Origin of the sequence: Buttiauxella noackiae, from assembly GCF_000737905.1 — a bacterium.
In the GTDB taxonomy this organism is placed as follows: Bacteria; Pseudomonadota; Gammaproteobacteria; order Enterobacterales; family Enterobacteriaceae; genus Buttiauxella; species Buttiauxella noackiae.
This window is the reverse complement of record NZ_JPRU01000003.1, coordinates 188744-205723: the sequence shown is the minus strand read 5'-3', so window position 1 is coordinate 205723 and position 16980 is coordinate 188744. Positions and strand designations below refer to the sequence as shown.

Annotated in this window: 13 protein-coding genes; 8 read left to right on the top strand and 5 right to left on the bottom strand. The window is 49.9% G+C overall.

Annotation, left to right across the window (positions count from 1 at the left end):
- Window positions 1–164 precede the first annotated feature (164 nt).
- The 4 genes from xylF to xylR all read left to right on the top strand — a co-directional run bounded on the left by xylF (window position 165) and on the right by xylR (window position 5265).
- The gene (gene xylF, locus IX31_RS16810) at window positions 165–1157 is read left to right on the top strand and encodes a D-xylose ABC transporter substrate-binding protein (protein WP_034460483.1); all 993 of its coding nucleotides are present in this window, start codon (window positions 165–167) and stop codon (window positions 1155–1157) included.
- A 58-nt stretch (window positions 1158–1215) separates the two neighbouring features.
- On the top strand, window positions 1216–2757 hold the full coding sequence (locus IX31_RS16805) for a xylose ABC transporter ATP-binding protein (protein WP_034460481.1): 1542 nt from the start codon (window positions 1216–1218) through the stop codon (window positions 2755–2757).
- Window positions 2735–3916: a xylose ABC transporter permease XylH gene (xylH, locus tag IX31_RS16800; RefSeq protein ID WP_034460480.1), complete on the top strand. Its 1182-nt coding sequence runs from the start codon at window positions 2735–2737 to the stop codon at window positions 3914–3916. The genes IX31_RS16805 and xylH overlap by 23 nt, the downstream gene beginning before the upstream one ends.
- A 170-nt stretch (window positions 3917–4086) precedes the next feature.
- Window positions 4087–5265 (top strand): D-xylose utilization transcriptional activator XylR, encoded by a 1179-nt coding sequence (gene xylR, locus IX31_RS16795; protein ID WP_034460479.1) that lies wholly within the window; start codon window positions 4087–4089, stop codon window positions 5263–5265.
- A 78-nt stretch (window positions 5266–5343) separates the two neighbouring features.
- Here the strand turns inward: xylR and IX31_RS16790 are convergent, their stop codons facing one another.
- A complete protein-coding gene (locus IX31_RS16790; protein WP_034460478.1) occupies window positions 5344–6177 on the bottom strand; it encodes a protein bax in 834 nt (277 codons plus the stop codon).
- 315 nt (window positions 6178–6492) lie between these two features.
- On the opposite strand from IX31_RS16790, the gene IX31_RS16785 reads away from it, so the two are divergent.
- Window positions 6493–8508 carry an alpha-amylase gene (locus tag IX31_RS16785; RefSeq protein ID WP_034460477.1) on the top strand — a complete coding sequence of 672 codons (2016 nt, stop codon included), beginning with the start codon at window positions 6493–6495 and terminating at the stop codon, window positions 8506–8508.
- 193 nt (window positions 8509–8701) lie between these two features.
- Window positions 8702–9955, top strand: coding sequence for a valine--pyruvate transaminase (avtA, locus tag IX31_RS16780; protein ID WP_034460476.1), 1254 nt, complete (start codon window positions 8702–8704; stop codon window positions 9953–9955).
- Window positions 9956–9998: 43 nt separating this feature from the next.
- Here avtA and IX31_RS16775 read toward each other — a convergent pair whose 3' ends face one another.
- From IX31_RS16775 to hydN, 4 genes are all read right to left on the bottom strand, one after another.
- Entirely contained in the window at window positions 9999–11021 is a 1023-nt protein-coding gene (locus IX31_RS16775; RefSeq protein WP_034460741.1) for a HoxN/HupN/NixA family nickel/cobalt transporter, read from the bottom strand.
- Window positions 11022–11025: 4 nt separating this feature from the next.
- On the bottom strand, window positions 11026–13245 hold the full coding sequence (gene hypF, locus IX31_RS16770; RefSeq protein ID WP_034460475.1) for a carbamoyltransferase HypF: 2220 nt from the start codon (window positions 13243–13245) through the stop codon (window positions 11026–11028).
- A gap of 107 nt (window positions 13246–13352) precedes the next feature.
- Window positions 13353–15503, bottom strand: coding sequence for a formate dehydrogenase subunit alpha (gene fdhF / locus IX31_RS16765; RefSeq protein ID WP_034460474.1), 2151 nt, complete (start codon window positions 15501–15503; stop codon window positions 13353–13355).
- A gap of 37 nt (window positions 15504–15540) precedes the next feature.
- Window positions 15541–16086: an electron transport protein HydN gene (hydN, locus tag IX31_RS16760; protein WP_034460472.1), complete on the bottom strand. Its 546-nt coding sequence runs from the start codon at window positions 16084–16086 to the stop codon at window positions 15541–15543.
- A 260-nt stretch (window positions 16087–16346) separates the two neighbouring features.
- Here hydN and IX31_RS16755 point away from each other — a divergent pair, with 260 nt between their 5' ends.
- Together IX31_RS16755 and IX31_RS16750 are read left to right on the top strand one after the other, a co-directional pair.
- Entirely contained in the window at window positions 16347–16649 is a 303-nt protein-coding gene (locus IX31_RS16755; RefSeq protein ID WP_034460471.1) for a type II toxin-antitoxin system RelE/ParE family toxin, read from the top strand.
- Window positions 16646–16930, top strand: a complete 285-nt coding sequence (locus IX31_RS16750) for a helix-turn-helix domain-containing protein (protein WP_034460470.1) — start codon at window positions 16646–16648, stop codon at window positions 16928–16930. Before IX31_RS16755 ends, IX31_RS16750 begins: the two co-directional genes overlap by 4 nt.
- Window positions 16931–16980 lie beyond the last annotated feature (50 nt).

The following is a 16980-nucleotide window of genomic DNA, read 5'->3' as shown; positions in this document are numbered from 1 at the left end:
AATTAAAAGCAGATCGTCATCATAAATTAGAAATTAAACCAAAAAACGTAATGGGAAGATAAAAATCTGTAATTGCTGGAATTGCATTCACAGACAACAATCTTCTCCGGTCGACAGATAATAAATTTAATCCGAGTTATTCATCCCTACAAAGGTATAACAATATGAAGATTAAGAACCTCTTACTAACGCTGTGCGCCTCACTCGTTCTGACCAGTATCAGTGGTATTGCTAAAGAAGTGAAAATTGGCATGGCGATAGACGATTTACGTCTTGAACGCTGGCAGAAAGACCGCGATATTTTTGTTAAAAAAGCCGAATCGTTGGGCGCGAAAGTCTTTGTACAATCCGCGAATGGCAACGAAGAAACGCAAATGTCGCAAATAGAAAACATGATCAACCGTGGTGTTGATGTACTGGTCATTATTCCTTACAACGGCCAGGTGTTAAGTAATGTGATTGCTGAGGCTAAAAGAGAAGGAATAAAAGTATTAGCTTATGATCGCATGATTAATAATGCCGACATTGATTATTACATCTCATTTGACAATGAAAAGGTAGGTGAATTACAGGCACAAAGTCTTGTTAATAAAGTGCCTTCTGGTAATTATTTCTTAATGGGCGGTTCACCTGTTGATAATAATGCCAAAATGTTCCGTGCAGGGCAGATGAAAGTATTAAAACCTTATATTGAGAGTGGGAAAATAAAAGTTGTCGGCGATCAATGGGCCGATGGTTGGCTGCCTGAAAACGCATTGAAAATTATGGAGAATGCTCTGACAGCTAATAACAATAAAATTGATGCTGTTGTGGCGTCAAACGATGCGACTGCAGGCGGTGCAATCCAGGCATTAAGTGCGCAAGGGTTAGCTGGTAAAGTCGCCATTTCCGGGCAGGATGCGGATTTGGCTGGGGTGAAACGTATTATTGCCGGTACGCAAACCATGACGGTTTATAAGCCAATCACCAAGCTTGCGAATACGGCAGCTGAAATTGCTGTGGAATTAGGTGAAGGCAAACAACCCGCTTCTGACGCTGTATTGAACAATGGCATTAAAGATGTTCCCTCACGTCTACTGACACCTGTCGAAGTCGATAAAGCCAATATTGACAGCACCGTTGTGGCAGACGGTTTCCACAAGAAAAACGAGCTATAACCCACCGCGCCCGTGCTTTGCCACGGGCGAGACCCTGAAAACAGGTAAAGGAGGGGCTATGCCTTGTTTACTGGAAATGAAAAATATCACCAAAGCTTTTGGTGTTGTGAAGGCCGTGGATAACGTCAGTCTGTCAGTGGATGCTGGTGAAGTGATGTCCCTCTGTGGTGAAAACGGCTCTGGTAAATCTACATTGATGAAAGTGCTGTGCGGTATCTACCCCTACGGCAGTTACGAAGGTGAAATATGGTTCGCCGGTGAAAAACTTCAGGCGAGCCATATCCGCGATACCGAACGCAAAGGTATTGCGATTATTCACCAGGAGCTGGCTCTGGTTAAACATCTGACTGTGCTTGAGAACATTTTCCTCGGCGCTGAGTTGTCGCGGCATGGTGTACTGGATTACGACAGCATGACGCTCCGATGCCAAAAACTGCTCTCACAGGTGAGCCTGAATATTTCCCCAGATACGCGCGTTGGTTCGCTGGGGCTTGGGCAGCAGCAGTTGGTTGAGATTGCCAAAGCGCTTAATAAACAAGTGCGCTTACTCATTCTGGATGAGCCTACAGCTTCACTAACTGAGCAAGAAACAGCAGTGTTACTAGCAATTATTCGTGATCTACAGGCTCATGGTATTGCCTGTATTTACATCTCCCACAAACTCAATGAAGTGAAAGCTATTTCCGACACCATCTGCGTTATCCGCGATGGGCAGCCGATTGGTACACGGGATGCGGCACTGATGTGCGAAGAAGACATCATCACCATGATGGTGGGACGTGAGCTTACGGCGCTTTACCCTAATGAACCGCATCAGACGGGTGAAGAAGTGTTGCGTGTTGAGCATCTCACTGCGTGGCATCCGGTCAATCGGCATATCAAACGAGTTAATGACATCTCTTTTTCACTGCATAAAGGTGAAATTCTTGGGATCGCAGGACTGGTCGGTGCCGGGCGTACCGAAGCTGTGCAATGTTTGTTTGGCGTCTGGCCGGGCAAGTCTGAAGGTCGTATTTTCATTGATAATCAACAAGTCGCTATCGGCAATTGCCAGCAGGCGATAGCTCACGGCATTGCGATGGTGCCAGAAGACCGCAAAAAAGATGGCATCGTGCCGGTCATGGCTGTGGGGCAAAACATCACACTTGCCGCATTAAGCCAGTTTTCTGGCGCGTTAACTCAGCTCGATGACGCTGCCGAACAAAACTGCATTCTGCAATCGATTGAGCGACTGAAAGTTAAAACTTCATCACCAGAATTGGCAATTGGTCGCCTGAGCGGCGGCAACCAGCAAAAAGCCATTCTGGCGCGTTGCCTGCTGCTCAACCCACGCATTTTGATCCTCGACGAACCCACGCGTGGCATTGATATCGGCGCGAAATACGAAATCTACAAACTTATTAATCAGCTGGTTCAGCAAGGTATTGCGGTCATTGTTATCTCATCGGAATTGCCGGAAGTGCTCGGTCTGAGTGACAGGGTGCTGGTGATGCATGAGGGGCGAATCAAAGCCAATCTGATTAACAATAACCTGACCCAAGAGCAGGTTATGGAAGCTGCACTGAGGAGTGAAAAGCATGTCGAAAAGTCATCCGTCTGAAATGAAACTCACGGCACCTGCGGCATCACCTTTTGCCGGACTACGGGCACTTAATCTCCAGGTTTTTGTCATGATCACAGCGATTGTGGTGATTATGCTGTTCTTTACCTGGACCACCGAAGGCGCTTATCTCAGTGCCAGAAATATCTCCAATTTATTACGCCAAACCGCTATCACCGGGATTCTGGCGGTAGGCATGGTATTCGTCATCATTTCGGCAGAAATCGATCTTTCTGTCGGCTCGATGATGGGGTTACTTGGCGGTGTGGCGGCCATTTTTGATGTTTGGCTTGGGTGGCCACTACCACTCACGATTGCCGTAACGCTGGTACTTGGGCTCGTTTTAGGGGCGTGGAACGGATGGTGGGTGGCGTATCGTAAAGTGCCGTCATTTATCGTCACCCTTGCTGGAATGCTGGCGTTTCGCGGCGTGCTGATCGGCATTACTAACGGTACAACCGTATCGCCAACCAGTGCCTCAATGTCGCAAATCGGGCAAAGCTACCTGCCAGACGGAATTGGTTTTGGTATTGGTACTTTAGGGCTGGTGGTTTTTGTTGCCTGGCAATGGAGGATGCGTAGTCGGCGGCAGGCTCTGGGGCTAGAAACGCCGGCCTCCACAGGTGTCTTAGGGCGACAAGCCATCACAGCAGTTATCGTGTTGGGGGCTATCTGGCTACTCAATGATTACCGCGGCGTACCTACACCGGTGCTGATCCTCACGTTATTACTGCTAGCGGGAATGTTTATGGCGACTCGCACAGCGTTTGGCAGACGTATTTACGCGATTGGCGGCAATATTGAGGCGGCGCGGCTATCGGGCATTAATGTGGAGCGCACCAAGCTTGCGGTGTTTGCCATAAACGGCTTGATGGTGGCGATTGCTGGGTTAATTCTTAGCTCGCGATTGGGAGCAGGCTCTCCGTCTGCCGGCAACATTGCTGAGCTGGATGCCATTGCAGCATGTGTCATTGGTGGTACGAGTCTTGCCGGCGGCGTTGGAAGTGTTGCAGGGGCGGTGATGGGGGCATTTATCATGGCTTCACTGGATAACGGCATGAGCATGATGGATGTCCCGACATTTTGGCAATACATCGTAAAAGGCGCCATTTTATTGCTGGCTGTCTGGATGGATTCGGCTACTAAACGTAGAGCATAAGTGTGCAAAATGCCCGTCGCTCTTCAATCTGCAGGGGGGTTGGCGGCTCTCGTTCACCCGAGTCACTTACTTGGTAAGTTCTCAGGATTCTCTCGATTGCCGCCTACCTGCATTTTGAAGTAGCTTGGGCATTGTTATTTTCACATACAGTTTTTTATCAGGGAAAAGGCATGTTTGAGAAACGTCATCGCATTACGTTGTTATTCAATGCCAACAAAGCCTACGACCGTCAGGTAGTGGAGGGCGTTGGAGAATACTTGCAGGCGTCTCAATCTGAGTGGGACATTTTTATTGAAGAAGATTTCCGTGCCCGCATCGACAATATCAAAGAGTGGCTAGGCGACGGCGTGATTGCCGATTTTGATGATACTGAAATCCAGCGTTTATTAGATGGAGCGGATGTTCCTATTGTTGGTGTGGGAGGGTCCTACCATTCGCCAGAACACTATCCACCAGTACATTACATTGCTACCGACAACCATGCCCTGGTGGAAAGTGCATTTTTGCATCTAAAAGAGAAGGGCGTGCAACGTTTCGCCTTCTATGGTTTGCCGAACTCCAGCGGCAAGCGTTGGGCTATGGAACGTGAGTACGCTTTTAATCAGCTTGTGGCAAAAGAAAAATATCGGGGCGTGGTTTATCAGGGTATAGAAACGGCCCCGGAGAATTGGCAGCATGCGCAAAACCGCCTGGCGGATTGGGTGCAAACACTTCCACCGCAAACCGGGATTATTGCCGTGACGGATGCGCGTGCACGACACCTGCTGCAAGTTTGCGAACATCTGCATATTCCCGTGCCGGAAAAACTCTGTGTGATTGGGATAGATAACGAAGAACTGACGCGTTATCTATCGCGCGTGGCACTTTCGTCTGTAGCACAGGGAACAAGGCAGATGGGATATCAGGCCGCAAAGTTATTGCATCGTTTGATGGACAATGAGCCACTTGCTTTACAACGCATTCTGGTGCCGCCGGTGCGTGTGGTTGAACGCCGTTCAACGGATTATCGTTCTTTGCACGATCCCGCTGTGATTCAGGCAATGCACTACATCCGAAACCATGCCTGTAAAGGTATCAAAGTTGAGCAAGTTTTGGACGCGGTAGGGATCTCGCGTTCTAACCTCGAGAAGCGGTTTAAAGAAGAAGTCGGTGAGACGATTCATACAATAATTCACACCGAAAAGTTAGAAAAAGCGCGCAGTTTGCTGGTGTCTACATCTTTGTCTATCAATGAAATATCGCAAATGTGTGGTTATCCATCATTGCAATACTTCTATTCGGTCTTTAAAAAAGAGTATGGCTCAACGCCGAAAGAACATCGTGAAAGACATAGTGAAATATTGGTTTAGTGAATGAGTTAAGCAAAAAAAACGCCTTCGAATTGAAGGCGTGAATTATTACTTATTATTAACATTCTCTTTTTTTAATTAGTTCGGTGCCATAAATCGCTGATTGGTTTGGTACATCGCAAATAGGTAATTGTTATAGCTACTACCTTTTGTAGAATACCCTTTCAGCTTATGAATCATATTGCTGGCAGTCACTTCCTGATCCGCTTTACGCAATTGCGCACGTGATTTACGGAAGGAATTATAGGCCGGATGCGTATTCAGATTTGTTACGTAAGCGTTAACGCCTTCCTTAACTGAATCGTAGTGCAAATAGCCTTTAACTTTACCTGGTTCACTGTTGCAATGGCGTTTGCTGCACTTCATACCAAACAAATTGTTGTTGCTACGGGCAAGTTTCGACGTACCCCAGCCGCTTTCAGCTGCAGCCATCGTTGCTACCATGTTGGTAGGAATGATGTCGACTTTTTCCATCAGCGTATTCCACGGCACACGCTTAGTATTACCATTCCACGCAATTTTATAGCGCTGGGTAATTCCTTTCAGGCGTGTACGCTCTGATGGTGACCAGCGTTTTTCATACTGCTTAGAAACCAACCAGTTACGGTCCGCAGTGATCGCTGCATTTTGACTAGTAATATATGGCATGACTGTCCGGAGAAACGCTTTTTTTCTAGGTGTTCCGGAAGGGTATTTTCGCAAGTCAGGGAGCGATGCAATTTCACTATTGCGAGAATACTCTTTTTTACTACTTACCAATTTCTTACTGTGTGTCGTCGTGCTTTTGGTCTTAACTATGTGGGCTTTATGCGATTTTGGCTCATGTTTACTTGCTAATACCCCAGTTGAAAAACTGAAGGTCAGTAACATAAGTATCGCAGCCCCAAATCGTCGGAAATGGGTTGATATCATTAGATCTCCTGGTCGGATCGTTACGTTTCCAGTGCCTTATTTATAAAAGGTTTCGAATAAAGTAAACGCAGATACTAACAAAAATAGACCTTCAGAGCACCAAAAGAAATAATCCCATTCCTAAATGATGTCACGTACGAACTTCTTATGACGCCAAAAAGTATTGCAATATGCGATGTTTATCCCATATTTACGCAAACTGATAACTGCATCACTCACCCTATTATCTCCACCCCTGACAACCCCTTTTGGGGATGAACTCCGCTATTTAAAACAGTGCCAAACTGAATAAAAGACAATCGCGGGCTTAACCCTATGAAAAAATTACCTCTGCTGCTTTTACTGTTTCCAGGACTTGTGCAAGCCGCCTGGATTGTTCCCGGAATACCTGCATTTAAAGAGCAAACTCCGGGCCTATTTGTCAGCGAGGCACAGCTTGCGAAAGGCACTCTACCGCTAAGTCTTAAACTTGATCAGGCCTGCTGGCAGCCCGCGGAATCAATCAAACTTAACCAGACACTGTCGCTTAAACCTTGTGAGGGGGCAGCACCCGTCTGGCGTTTATTTCGCGAAGGAGAGTATCGAGTTCAAATTGATACGCGTAGCGGCACTCCTACACTCATCCTGAGCGTCAATAGCGAGGCACAAGCCGCTCCTGTCGATGTCACCCGTCAGTGCCCGAAATGGGATGGCAAGCCGCTCACGCTGGATGTCAGTAAAACCTTTGCTGAAGGGAGTGAGGTTCGAGATTTCTATAGCGGTGCTACAACAACGGTCAACCAAGGCAAGATTACTCTAATGCCTGCTGCGAATAGCAACGGGCTGCTGCTGCTTGAATCTGCCACCACTAAACAGGCAGCGCCGTTTAGCTGGCATAACGCCACGGTCTATTTTGTGCTGACTGACCGCTTTGAGAATGGCAACCCGAAAAACGATAACAGCTATGGCCGTCATAAAGATGGAATGCAAGAGATAGGCACGTTCCACGGTGGTGACCTGGCTGGACTTACCCAAAAACTCGATTATCTACAGCAACTGGGCGTGAACGCGCTGTGGATAAGCTCGCCTCTCGAGCAAATTCATGGTTGGGTTGGTGGCGGCACAAAAGGGGACTTCCCGCACTATGCCTACCACGGTTACTACACCATGGACTGGACCAAACTCGATGCCAATATGGGGACTGAGGACGAACTACGCACATTGGTGGACGAAGCCCACAAACGCGGCATTCGAATTTTGTTCGACGTTGTGATGAACCATACAGGCTATGCAACGCTTGCCGATATGCAGGAGTACGATTTTGGCGCGCTTTATCTTAAAGGTGACGAGCTGACTAAAACCCTCGGCAAGCACTGGACAGACTGGAAACCAGGCCCTGGCCAGAGCTGGCACTCCTTTAATGATTACATCAACTTTGGTGATAAAACGGCGTGGCAAAACTGGTGGGGGAAAAACTGGATTCGCACCGATATTGGAAATTACGACTCCCCTGGATTTGACGACCTCACAATGTCGTTGGCCTTCTTGCCAGATTTAAAAACGGAATCCACACAACCGGCAGGCTTGCCGATTTTTTATCGCCACAAACCTGATACTCACGCGAAAGAAATTGCTGATTACACCGTGCGCGATTACCTGACCCATTGGTTAAGCCAATGGGTGCGCGATTACGGTATCGACGGTTTCCGGGTGGATACGGCAAAGCATGTCGAAAAAGCGGGCTGGCAGCAGCTTAAAGAGCAATCTGTTGCTGCACTGGCCGAATGGAAAAAAGCTAACCCAGATAAAAAGTTGGATGATGCGCCGTTCTGGATGACCGGAGAATCCTGGGGCCACGGCGTGATGCGGAGCGATTACTACAACAGCGGCTTTGACGCGATGATCAATTTTGATTATCAGGAACAAGCGGCAAAAGCGGTGGATTGCCTCGAAAACATCGATCTCACCTGGCAACAAATGGCGACTAAGTTGCAGGATTTCAATGTGCTTAGCTACCTTTCCTCGCATGATACCCGCCTGTTCCGCGAAGGTGGCCAGCGTGCGGCAGAATTGCTATTGCTGGCCCCTGGTGCGGTGCAAATTTTCTATGGCGATGAGACTGAACGCCCGTTTGGCCCGACAGGTTCCGACCCGCTTCAGGGAACCCGTTCTGATATGAACTGGGGGCAGAATGTTGCCACGCTGTCGCACTGGCAGAAAATCAGCCAGTTCCGAGCCCGCCATCCGGCAATTGGCGCGGGCAAGCAGAACACACTGAGCATGAAACAAGGGTACGGCTTTAGCCGTGAATCCGCAGATGACAAAGTGATGGTGGTCTGGGCAGGGAATTAATAATGAATAGCGCTTCGCTTATAGGGTATACAAATGCACTTGTAGGCCATAAAGCGAAGCGCGGTACTTAATGCTTTTAATCAGCGTTAAAGCAGCACATTCCATGACTGCGACTATCCTTAATGCGTTTGCACCGTGTCTTCTCCGGCGCTATGGTTAGCCTCTTTTTGATAGTCAAAGACAGATCTACGCTATGACGTTTTCACTTTTCGGCGACAAATTTACCCGCCATGCAGGCATTACACGCCTGATGGAGGATCTCAACGATGGTCTACGCACACCTGGAGCGATCATGCTCGGTGGCGGTAATCCTGCGCAAATTCCTGCTATGAATGACTACTTCCAGGATCTGCTGGCAGACATGCTGGCAAATGGGAAAATGGCTGATGCGCTATGCAATTACGACGGTCCGCAGGGGAAAAGTGAGTTACTTGACGCGCTTGCAGATATGCTGCGTACAGAATTAGGTTGGGATATTAATCCTCAGAATATTGCACTGACAAATGGCAGTCAGAGCGCATTTTTCTACCTGTTTAATCTGTTCGCGGGTCGGTATGCGGATGGCAGCACTAAAAAAGTGTTGTTCCCACTGGCACCTGAATATATCGGCTATGCAGATTCGGGTCTCGAAGAAGACCTGTTTGTCTCAACGCGCCCGAATATCGAACTGCTGCCGGAAGGCCAGTTTAAATATCACGTCGATTTTGAACATCTGCAAATCGGCCCGGACACCGGGATGATTTGCGTGTCGCGCCCGACCAACCCGACGGGCAACGTCATTACCGATGAAGAGCTGATTAAGCTTGATGCGTTGGCGCACCAGCACGGTATTCCGTTGGTGATTGATAACGCATATGGCGTACCGTTCCCGGGTATTATTTTCACCGAGGCACGCCCGCTGTGGAATCCGAATATTATCCTGTGTATGAGTCTCTCGAAGCTCGGCTTACCGGGTAGTCGTTGTGGCATTATCATCGCCAATGAAAAAATCATCTCTGCTATCAGCAACATGAACGGCATTATCAGCCTGGCCCCAGGAGGTATTGGCCCGGCAATGGCTTGCGAAATGATTAAGCGTAATGATTTGCTGCGCCTGTCTGAAACGGTCATCAAACCCTTCTATTACCAGCGCGTTCAGGACACAATCGCGACGATTCGCCGCTATTTGTCACCAGAACGCTGCTTAATTCATAAACCGGAAGGGGCAATTTTCCTTTGGTTGTGGTTTAAAGACTTGCCGATTTCCACCGAGTTACTCTATCAGCGTCTGAAAAAGCGCGGTGTATTGATGGTGCCAGGGGATTACTTCTTCCCAGGTCTTGATAAGCCGTGGCCGCACACGCATCAGTGTATGCGTATGAACTACGTGCCAGAGCCTGAGAAAATAGAAGCGGGTGTGAAGATTCTTGCCGAAGAGATTGAACGGGCGTGGGCTGAAGCGAAGTAAAATTTAAAAACCTTCTCCCTTTCCAGGGAGAAGGTTTGTCTGATTAGCGCACCACCAAAGAGTCGTACCCCTTCCAGCGGTAATTCAGCATGGAAATAATCCAGCAAGCAATAAACAGCCCAACCACGATAAAGCCCGCATTGCCGAGATTTTCATTCAACGCATCAACCCATTTCCACAGGCCTGTGTGCAGGTTGAATTTATCCGCCAGCAAACCTAATGCTTCCATGCCGCCAATAAACAGCGCCACGACCACAGAAGTGCCAGTGATAGTCATGTTGTAATAGAGTTTGCGCTGCGGTTTGTTAAACGCCCAGCCGTAAGCGCCAACCATAATCATATTGTCGAGTGTATCAATCAGTGCCATACCGCTGGCAAACAGCGCCGGGAACACCAGAATCGACCACATCGACATGCCGCTTGAAGCACTGGCAGCAGAAATGCCTAATACGCCAATCTCTGTTGCAGTATCAAAACCTAACCCGAACAAAAAGCCGACCAAATACATGTGCCAGCTCTTGTTGATAAGCTTGAAAGTGGAGCGGAACAGCCAGCTCATCATGCCGCCGCCGTTAAAATCGGTAGCCTCTTCAGACAATGATTCACCGCGTTTAAGCTGGCGGAAATTACGCCATACGCCGCGTAAAATCACCAGATTGACCAACGCCATTGCCAGCAAGAAGCAGGCTGAAACAGCGGTGCCAATCACGCCACCAACGTCATGAAACCAATCCATATCGCTCTGAAATGCCGCCGCTGTTGCGGCAATTGCAACCGATGCCAGCACGACAATGCTCGAGTGACCAAGTGAGAACCACGCACCAATACCAAACGGGCGCTTCCCCTGCTGCATCATTTTGCGCGTCACGTTATCAATCGCCGCAATGTGGTCGGCATCAACGGCATGGCGCAAGCCATAGCACCAGGCAAGCAGGCTTGCGGCCATCAGAGCGGTGCTGTGATGGAATGAAACCAAAGCCCAGGCCCAGGCGGCTAAATTGGCTGCAACTAAAGCCACGAGCAACACAGCAGCGCGTGGGTTGTCACGAAGAATACGCAATAACATCATTTTATCCTTGTGAGGGAATGGTGATACGGGCGGCAGCAACAAGAGCCTGGCCCAATGAAAGGGCACCGTCACCAGCAGGCAACTGTGTCGGGAAGAGCAGGTTGAAATCTGCGAGGTGATACGAAAATCGTTCGCGCATCAGCTGGTTATGCAGCACGCCTCCGCTAAAGACGAGGGTGTTAATCGAAAGCTTATGCGCGTGGCTTCGGGCCAGATCAGCAAAACCTTTTGCCAGCGCATCATGAAATGCCCAGGCGCGTGCGGGTGCACAGTCGTGCCAGTTCAGCCATTGCTGCCAGAAGGTCGCTAAATGCAGTTTTCCATTGATGATCGGCAGTGTGACAGGATGGTGGCATTGCCCATTTTGCGTTGCCAGCGCTTCAAAGCGACAGGCGGCTTCACCCTCATAACTTTGCTGTAGCGGTGCGCAATTGAGTGCCGCAGCGGCGGCATCAAATAATCGACCAGTGGAGGAGGCGGCTGGCACGTTAATGCCTCGCTCAATTGCCCTGGCCAGCAATGGCCAGTTCTGCGTACGCACTACTGCCGTTTCAGGATACTGTTGCCAGTCAGGAACAAATGCCTGGCAATGAGCAAACAGGTTGCGCCATGGTTGGCGCGCCGCAAGATCACCACCTGGCAGCGCTACTGCCGGTAAGCCTCCGAGATGCTCGCATTCGCGATAGTTAACTCGCAGGCACTCACCGCCCCACAACTGGTCATCCTCGCCATAACCGATGCCATCAAGGGTTATGGCAATCACATCACCGTTATCCAGCGGCCAGCTGTGTTCAGCCATACAGGCCACCGCGTGAGCGTGATGATGCAAAACAGTGCTCACTGGCAACCCCATCTCTTTCCCGAGACGGGAGCTGTGGTAGCCTGGGTGTGCGTCTATGGCGATATATTGCGCTTTGAAATCATAAGCCTCACACATGAGTGCACGAGCTTTTTGCCACTGCTGTTCAACACCATCTTCAGCCAGATCTCCCAGATGCTGGCTGAGCACCGCCTGGTTGCCGCGCAGCAGGCAGAAGGTATTTTTCAGGTCAGAACCTAACGCCAGAATTGGTGGTAACGCCTCAAAACCTGGTGGCAACGGGAGAGCATCTGGCACAAACCCTCTGGCGCGGCGCAGCATCTCACCGCTTGCACGCACCACAGAATCATCCATACGCTGAACGATGTCGCGGTTATGCAGCAACCAGCCGTCGGCAATTTCCGCCAACTCTTCAAGCGCTTGCTGATTGGTAATGGCTGGTGGTTTGCCATTTAAATTACCGGATGTCATTACCAGCGGGCCGCCAAAATCCTGCATCAAAAGGTGTTGTAGCGGGTTGGCGGGTAACATCACACCGACTTCGCGAAGCCCTGGGGCGATAAGCGTGCTTAACTCGCGCAATGCCGATTTCGCCATTAAGACAATGGGTGCCGCTGGTGTGTTGAGCTGTGCGATGATATCTGCGGGTAAATTGCGTGAATCTGGCAGCATCACAGCCAATGGTTTTGCCGGGCGACGTTTGCGTTCACGTAAGCGAGCAACGGCTTCGTCATTACGGGCATCAACGGCCAGATGAAAACCCCCCAGCCCTTTTATTGCCACGACTCTTCCGGCTTTTAACGCTGCGACGGCGGCCTGTAATGCGTCTTTATGCTCAAGCTTTTTCTCACCACATTGCCAGCTAATCTGCGGCCCGCATTGCGGGCATGCTACAGGTTGGGCGTGAAAGCGGCGGTCCATCGGATCGCGGTACTCTTTTTCACATGCCGGGCACAACGGGAACGCAGCCATCACCGTTTTGGGCCGGTCATACGGCATAGCATTAATGATGGTGAAGCGTGGGCCACAGTGGGTGCAGTTGATAAACGGATAGCGATAGCGGCGATCGTTAGGGTCGTTTAGCTCACGCAGGCAGTCCGGGCAGGTTGCGGCATCCGGGACGATTTGCGTGTCCATCGAGCTGCTGGCACTGTGGCGAATGGTGAAATCCTGGGGGATTATTTCCCACTGCATTGTCGATTGTTCAACGCTATCGATCCGCGCAAGTGGTGGGCATTTGGCGTGAAGCTCGGTGATAAACGCATCGGCATCGGAGGACAGGCGCACCAACACACCGGCACCGTCATTGCAGACATCGCCCGTGAGTTTGAGATGTTGCGCCAGTTGCCAGACGAACGGTCTGAAGCCAACGCCCTGTACTTTGCCGCGAATGCGTAGCATCACGCCGTTAAAATTCACTATGGGTACCAATTTTGGGTATTTTGTCGGATGACGCTGCGCTGATCCGACCTACCAGATATTCGGTGCGCAAGCGTCATCCACCGTTTTTAAGCTTCTACTGCCTGGCGCAAACGCGCTTTCATCTCGCTATATGTCGTCTGGGCGTAGTTTTCTGCCCACTGCTGGTCAGCAATTTGGCTGACGTTGACCGCGCAATACTTGGTTTCCGGTGTTTTGGAAATCGGGTCAAGATTGTCCTGAGTCAGCTCATTACAAGCCCCAATCCACCACTGGTAAGTCATGTACACAGAGCCCACATTGATGCGCTCATTCACCTCAGCACGGCTGATAACTTTGCCGCGACGTGAACTGACCCATACAAGCTGCTTGTCTTTAATGCCGAGCAGGTTGGCGTCTGTCGGGTTCATCTGCACAAAACCAGGTTCGTCGGCCAGGGTTTGCAATGCAGCACAGTTCCCGGTCATTGAGCGGCAGGAGTAGTGGCCAACTTCACGCACGGTGCACAGCACCAACGGGTATTGGGCATCGGGTACTTCGGCTGGCGCACGCCACTGGGCGGCAAACAACTGGCCTTTACCGGTTGGGGTATCGAACTTGCTGTCTTTGTAGAGATAAGGCGTACCTGGGTGATCCAATGTTGGACACGGCCACTGTACATGGCCCATATCGCCCATTTTTTCGTAAGTTACGCCGTAGAACAGCGGGCAGAGTTCGCGCAGTTCATCCCAGATTTGCTGGTTGTTGTCGTAGTGCATTGGGTAGCCCATCTCTGTTGCCAGTAGGCTGATAATTTCCCAGTCACGTTTGACGTTATATTTTGGTTCGATGGCTTTCTCAAAACGCTGGAAACCACGGTCAGCACAGGTGAATACGCCACCGTGTTCACCCCAGGAGGTCGCGGGTAAAATCACATCCGCTACTTCGGCGGTTTTGGTCATAAAGATGTCCTGCACCACCACAAAATCGAGCGCTTCGAAACCTTTGCGTACCAGACCAAGGTCAGCTTCGGTCTGCAACGGATCTTCGCCCATGATGTAATAGGCTTTCATCTCACCATGGATAGCCATATGCGGCACTTCGGTGATACGCACGCCAACTTTGTCGTCCATATCATCAACGTTGATACCCCAGGCTTTGGCGAATTTGGCACGCACTTCCGGGTCAACCACGTCCTGATAACCAGGGAATTGGTTTGGCAGCACGCCCATGTCACATGCGCCCTGCACGTTGTTTTGACCACGAACCGGGCCAACGCCGACATTTTCACGGCCAAGATTGCCGGTGAGCAATGCAAGGCTTGAAAGTCCTTTAACGACATCGACCGCCTGGCCAAATTGCGTCACGCCCATCCCCCACATAATGGTGGCAGAAGGTGCTGCGGCAAAAGTGCGCATTGCCTGACGGACTTGCTGGGCCGGTACACCGGTCAGGTGTTCAACGTCTTCTGGCGCATAGCCTTTAACCACTTCACGGTAAGCATCCAGCCCTTCGGTAAATTTCGCGACATACTCTTGATCGTAGAGATTTTCTTCGAGTAGCACGTAACCAAAGGCATTAACCAGTGCCATATTGCAGCCGTTTTTCAGTTGCAGATGCTGGTCGGCAATACGCGCGGTTTCGATACGGCGCGGATCGCAAACAATGATTTTCGCGCCATTTTCTTTCGCTTTAATCACACGACGCGCCACGATCGGGTGCGAATCGGCGCAGTTATAGCCAAACACCAGCAGGCATTTTGAATTTTCGATATCGCCGATGGAGTTACTCATCGCGCCATTACCGAGCGTCACCTGCAAACCGGCAACGGACGGCCCGTGGCAAACACGCGCACAGCAGTCAACGTTGTTGGTATGCAGCACACCGCGTGCAAACTTCTGCATCACATAGTTGGTTTCGTTACCTGTCCCACGTGACGAACCGGTTGTCATTATTGAACGCGGGCCATACTGCTCTTTGATGGATTTCAGGCGTTTAGCGGTGTAGCTAATCGCTTCTTCCCAGCTTACCGGCTGAAGCTTGCCACCTTTTTCGTAGCGAATCATTGGCTGCGTCAGACGCGGTGTGAGCAACTTGGTATCGTTGAGGAAATCCCAGCCGTAATAGCCTTTCAGGCAGAGTTCATTTTGGTTAGTTACGCCATCAGCCGCTTCGGCACGGATAATTTTGTTCTTCTCAACAACCAGTTTGAGTTTGCAGCCTGCGCCACAGTAAGGGCAGACGCTGGTAATTTTTTTCATCAGTAACAGACCTGTTAAAAGTTGAAATACAGTTAAATTAAAAAATCAGGGATGAAGTCGCATCGAACGCAGCACGGCGGCGTTTTTCGGCACTCATTTGTTCAAGCTTATTACGATCAACACAGATAATGGCGTTGGTTGGGCAGGACTCCATACACGCCGGGCCTTCCGGGCGGGTGTGGCAAAGGTCGCACTTATTCGCTTCGGCTTTTTCGGCCATTACCTTAAGGCCCGCGCCGCTATTGCGCACAACCGGACGAACAACGACTTCCATCGCGCCATACGGGCAGGCAACCACGCAGGTTTTGCAACCGATGCAACGTTCTTGCATCACATTAACAAAGCCATGCTCGCGGCTAATCGCCCCGTTCGGGCAGACGTTGGCACAAGGCGCGTCTTCGCACTGGCGGCACATGGTCGCGGTAGAAACATTCACGCCTTTAATCACATGAATACGTGGGAGGAAGGTTTGCGGGGTTAAGGCCGCGCAATCCTGCGCTTCCTGATGGGACACGACACAGGCCACTTCGCAAGTGCGACAGCCAATACATTTGCTTGAATCAGCAATGATGAAACGGTTCATCATAGACTCCTGGATAGAGTGTTTTTTTATAAGACTGCTCTAGGCATACATAAAGTGTGCCAACTTTGAAACTAGCGTGATTCAAGGCTTTGCGCATTGATCGGGGGAGGGGTGACAGTGACATCGACACATTTGACGATGTCATTTGGGCAAATGACAGAGGGTTCTGGAAAGCTGCTCGCAGTCCGTGCCGGCAAGTTGAAAAATTGATTAGGGAAAGCTTCCCCTCTTGATATGTTTCAGGAAACGGAGGGGTTAGAATGTATACAATATTGACGCATGGAGCGGCGGCTGAAGAACTGGTTGCTTTGCCTGCACAACTGCGAGGCCGAATGTTTCGCTTAATTGAACGCCTGGCATCTGAAGGTAACCAGCTAAAAATGCCTCATAGTCGAGTCCTGGGAAATGGGTTTTTCGAACTACGAGTCGGTGACAAAGATATTGCTCGAGCGGTCTATGCTTTTAGTTATGGGCAAACCATTTATATTTTGCATGCCTTTACGAAAAAGACAGCTAACGCAATCGACATTGCCCGGTTAAGGCTGAAGGAGTTTATGAAGTGAAACCAGTCTCTCTTGATGAATTGAAAACAAAAATGCTTTCTGATGCTGAGTCCATTCAGGCATATAACGAGGCCGATCAGGAGCTGACACTGATTCAGGCACTTTATGAAATGCGTGAAAGAGCAGGGCTTTCGAAAACAGAGTTGGCTGACAAACTCGGGACAAATTCATCAGGTATTAGTCGTCTTGAGAAGAACCCACTCAGCGCCAGTGTGAAGACGCTTGAACGCTATGCTGCAGCCTGTGGCGCAAAGATCTCACTCAATATTCGGTACGTGTGATATCAAATGGTCGGATGTTGCTGCGCTAAACCTACGAAACCCGTAGGTCG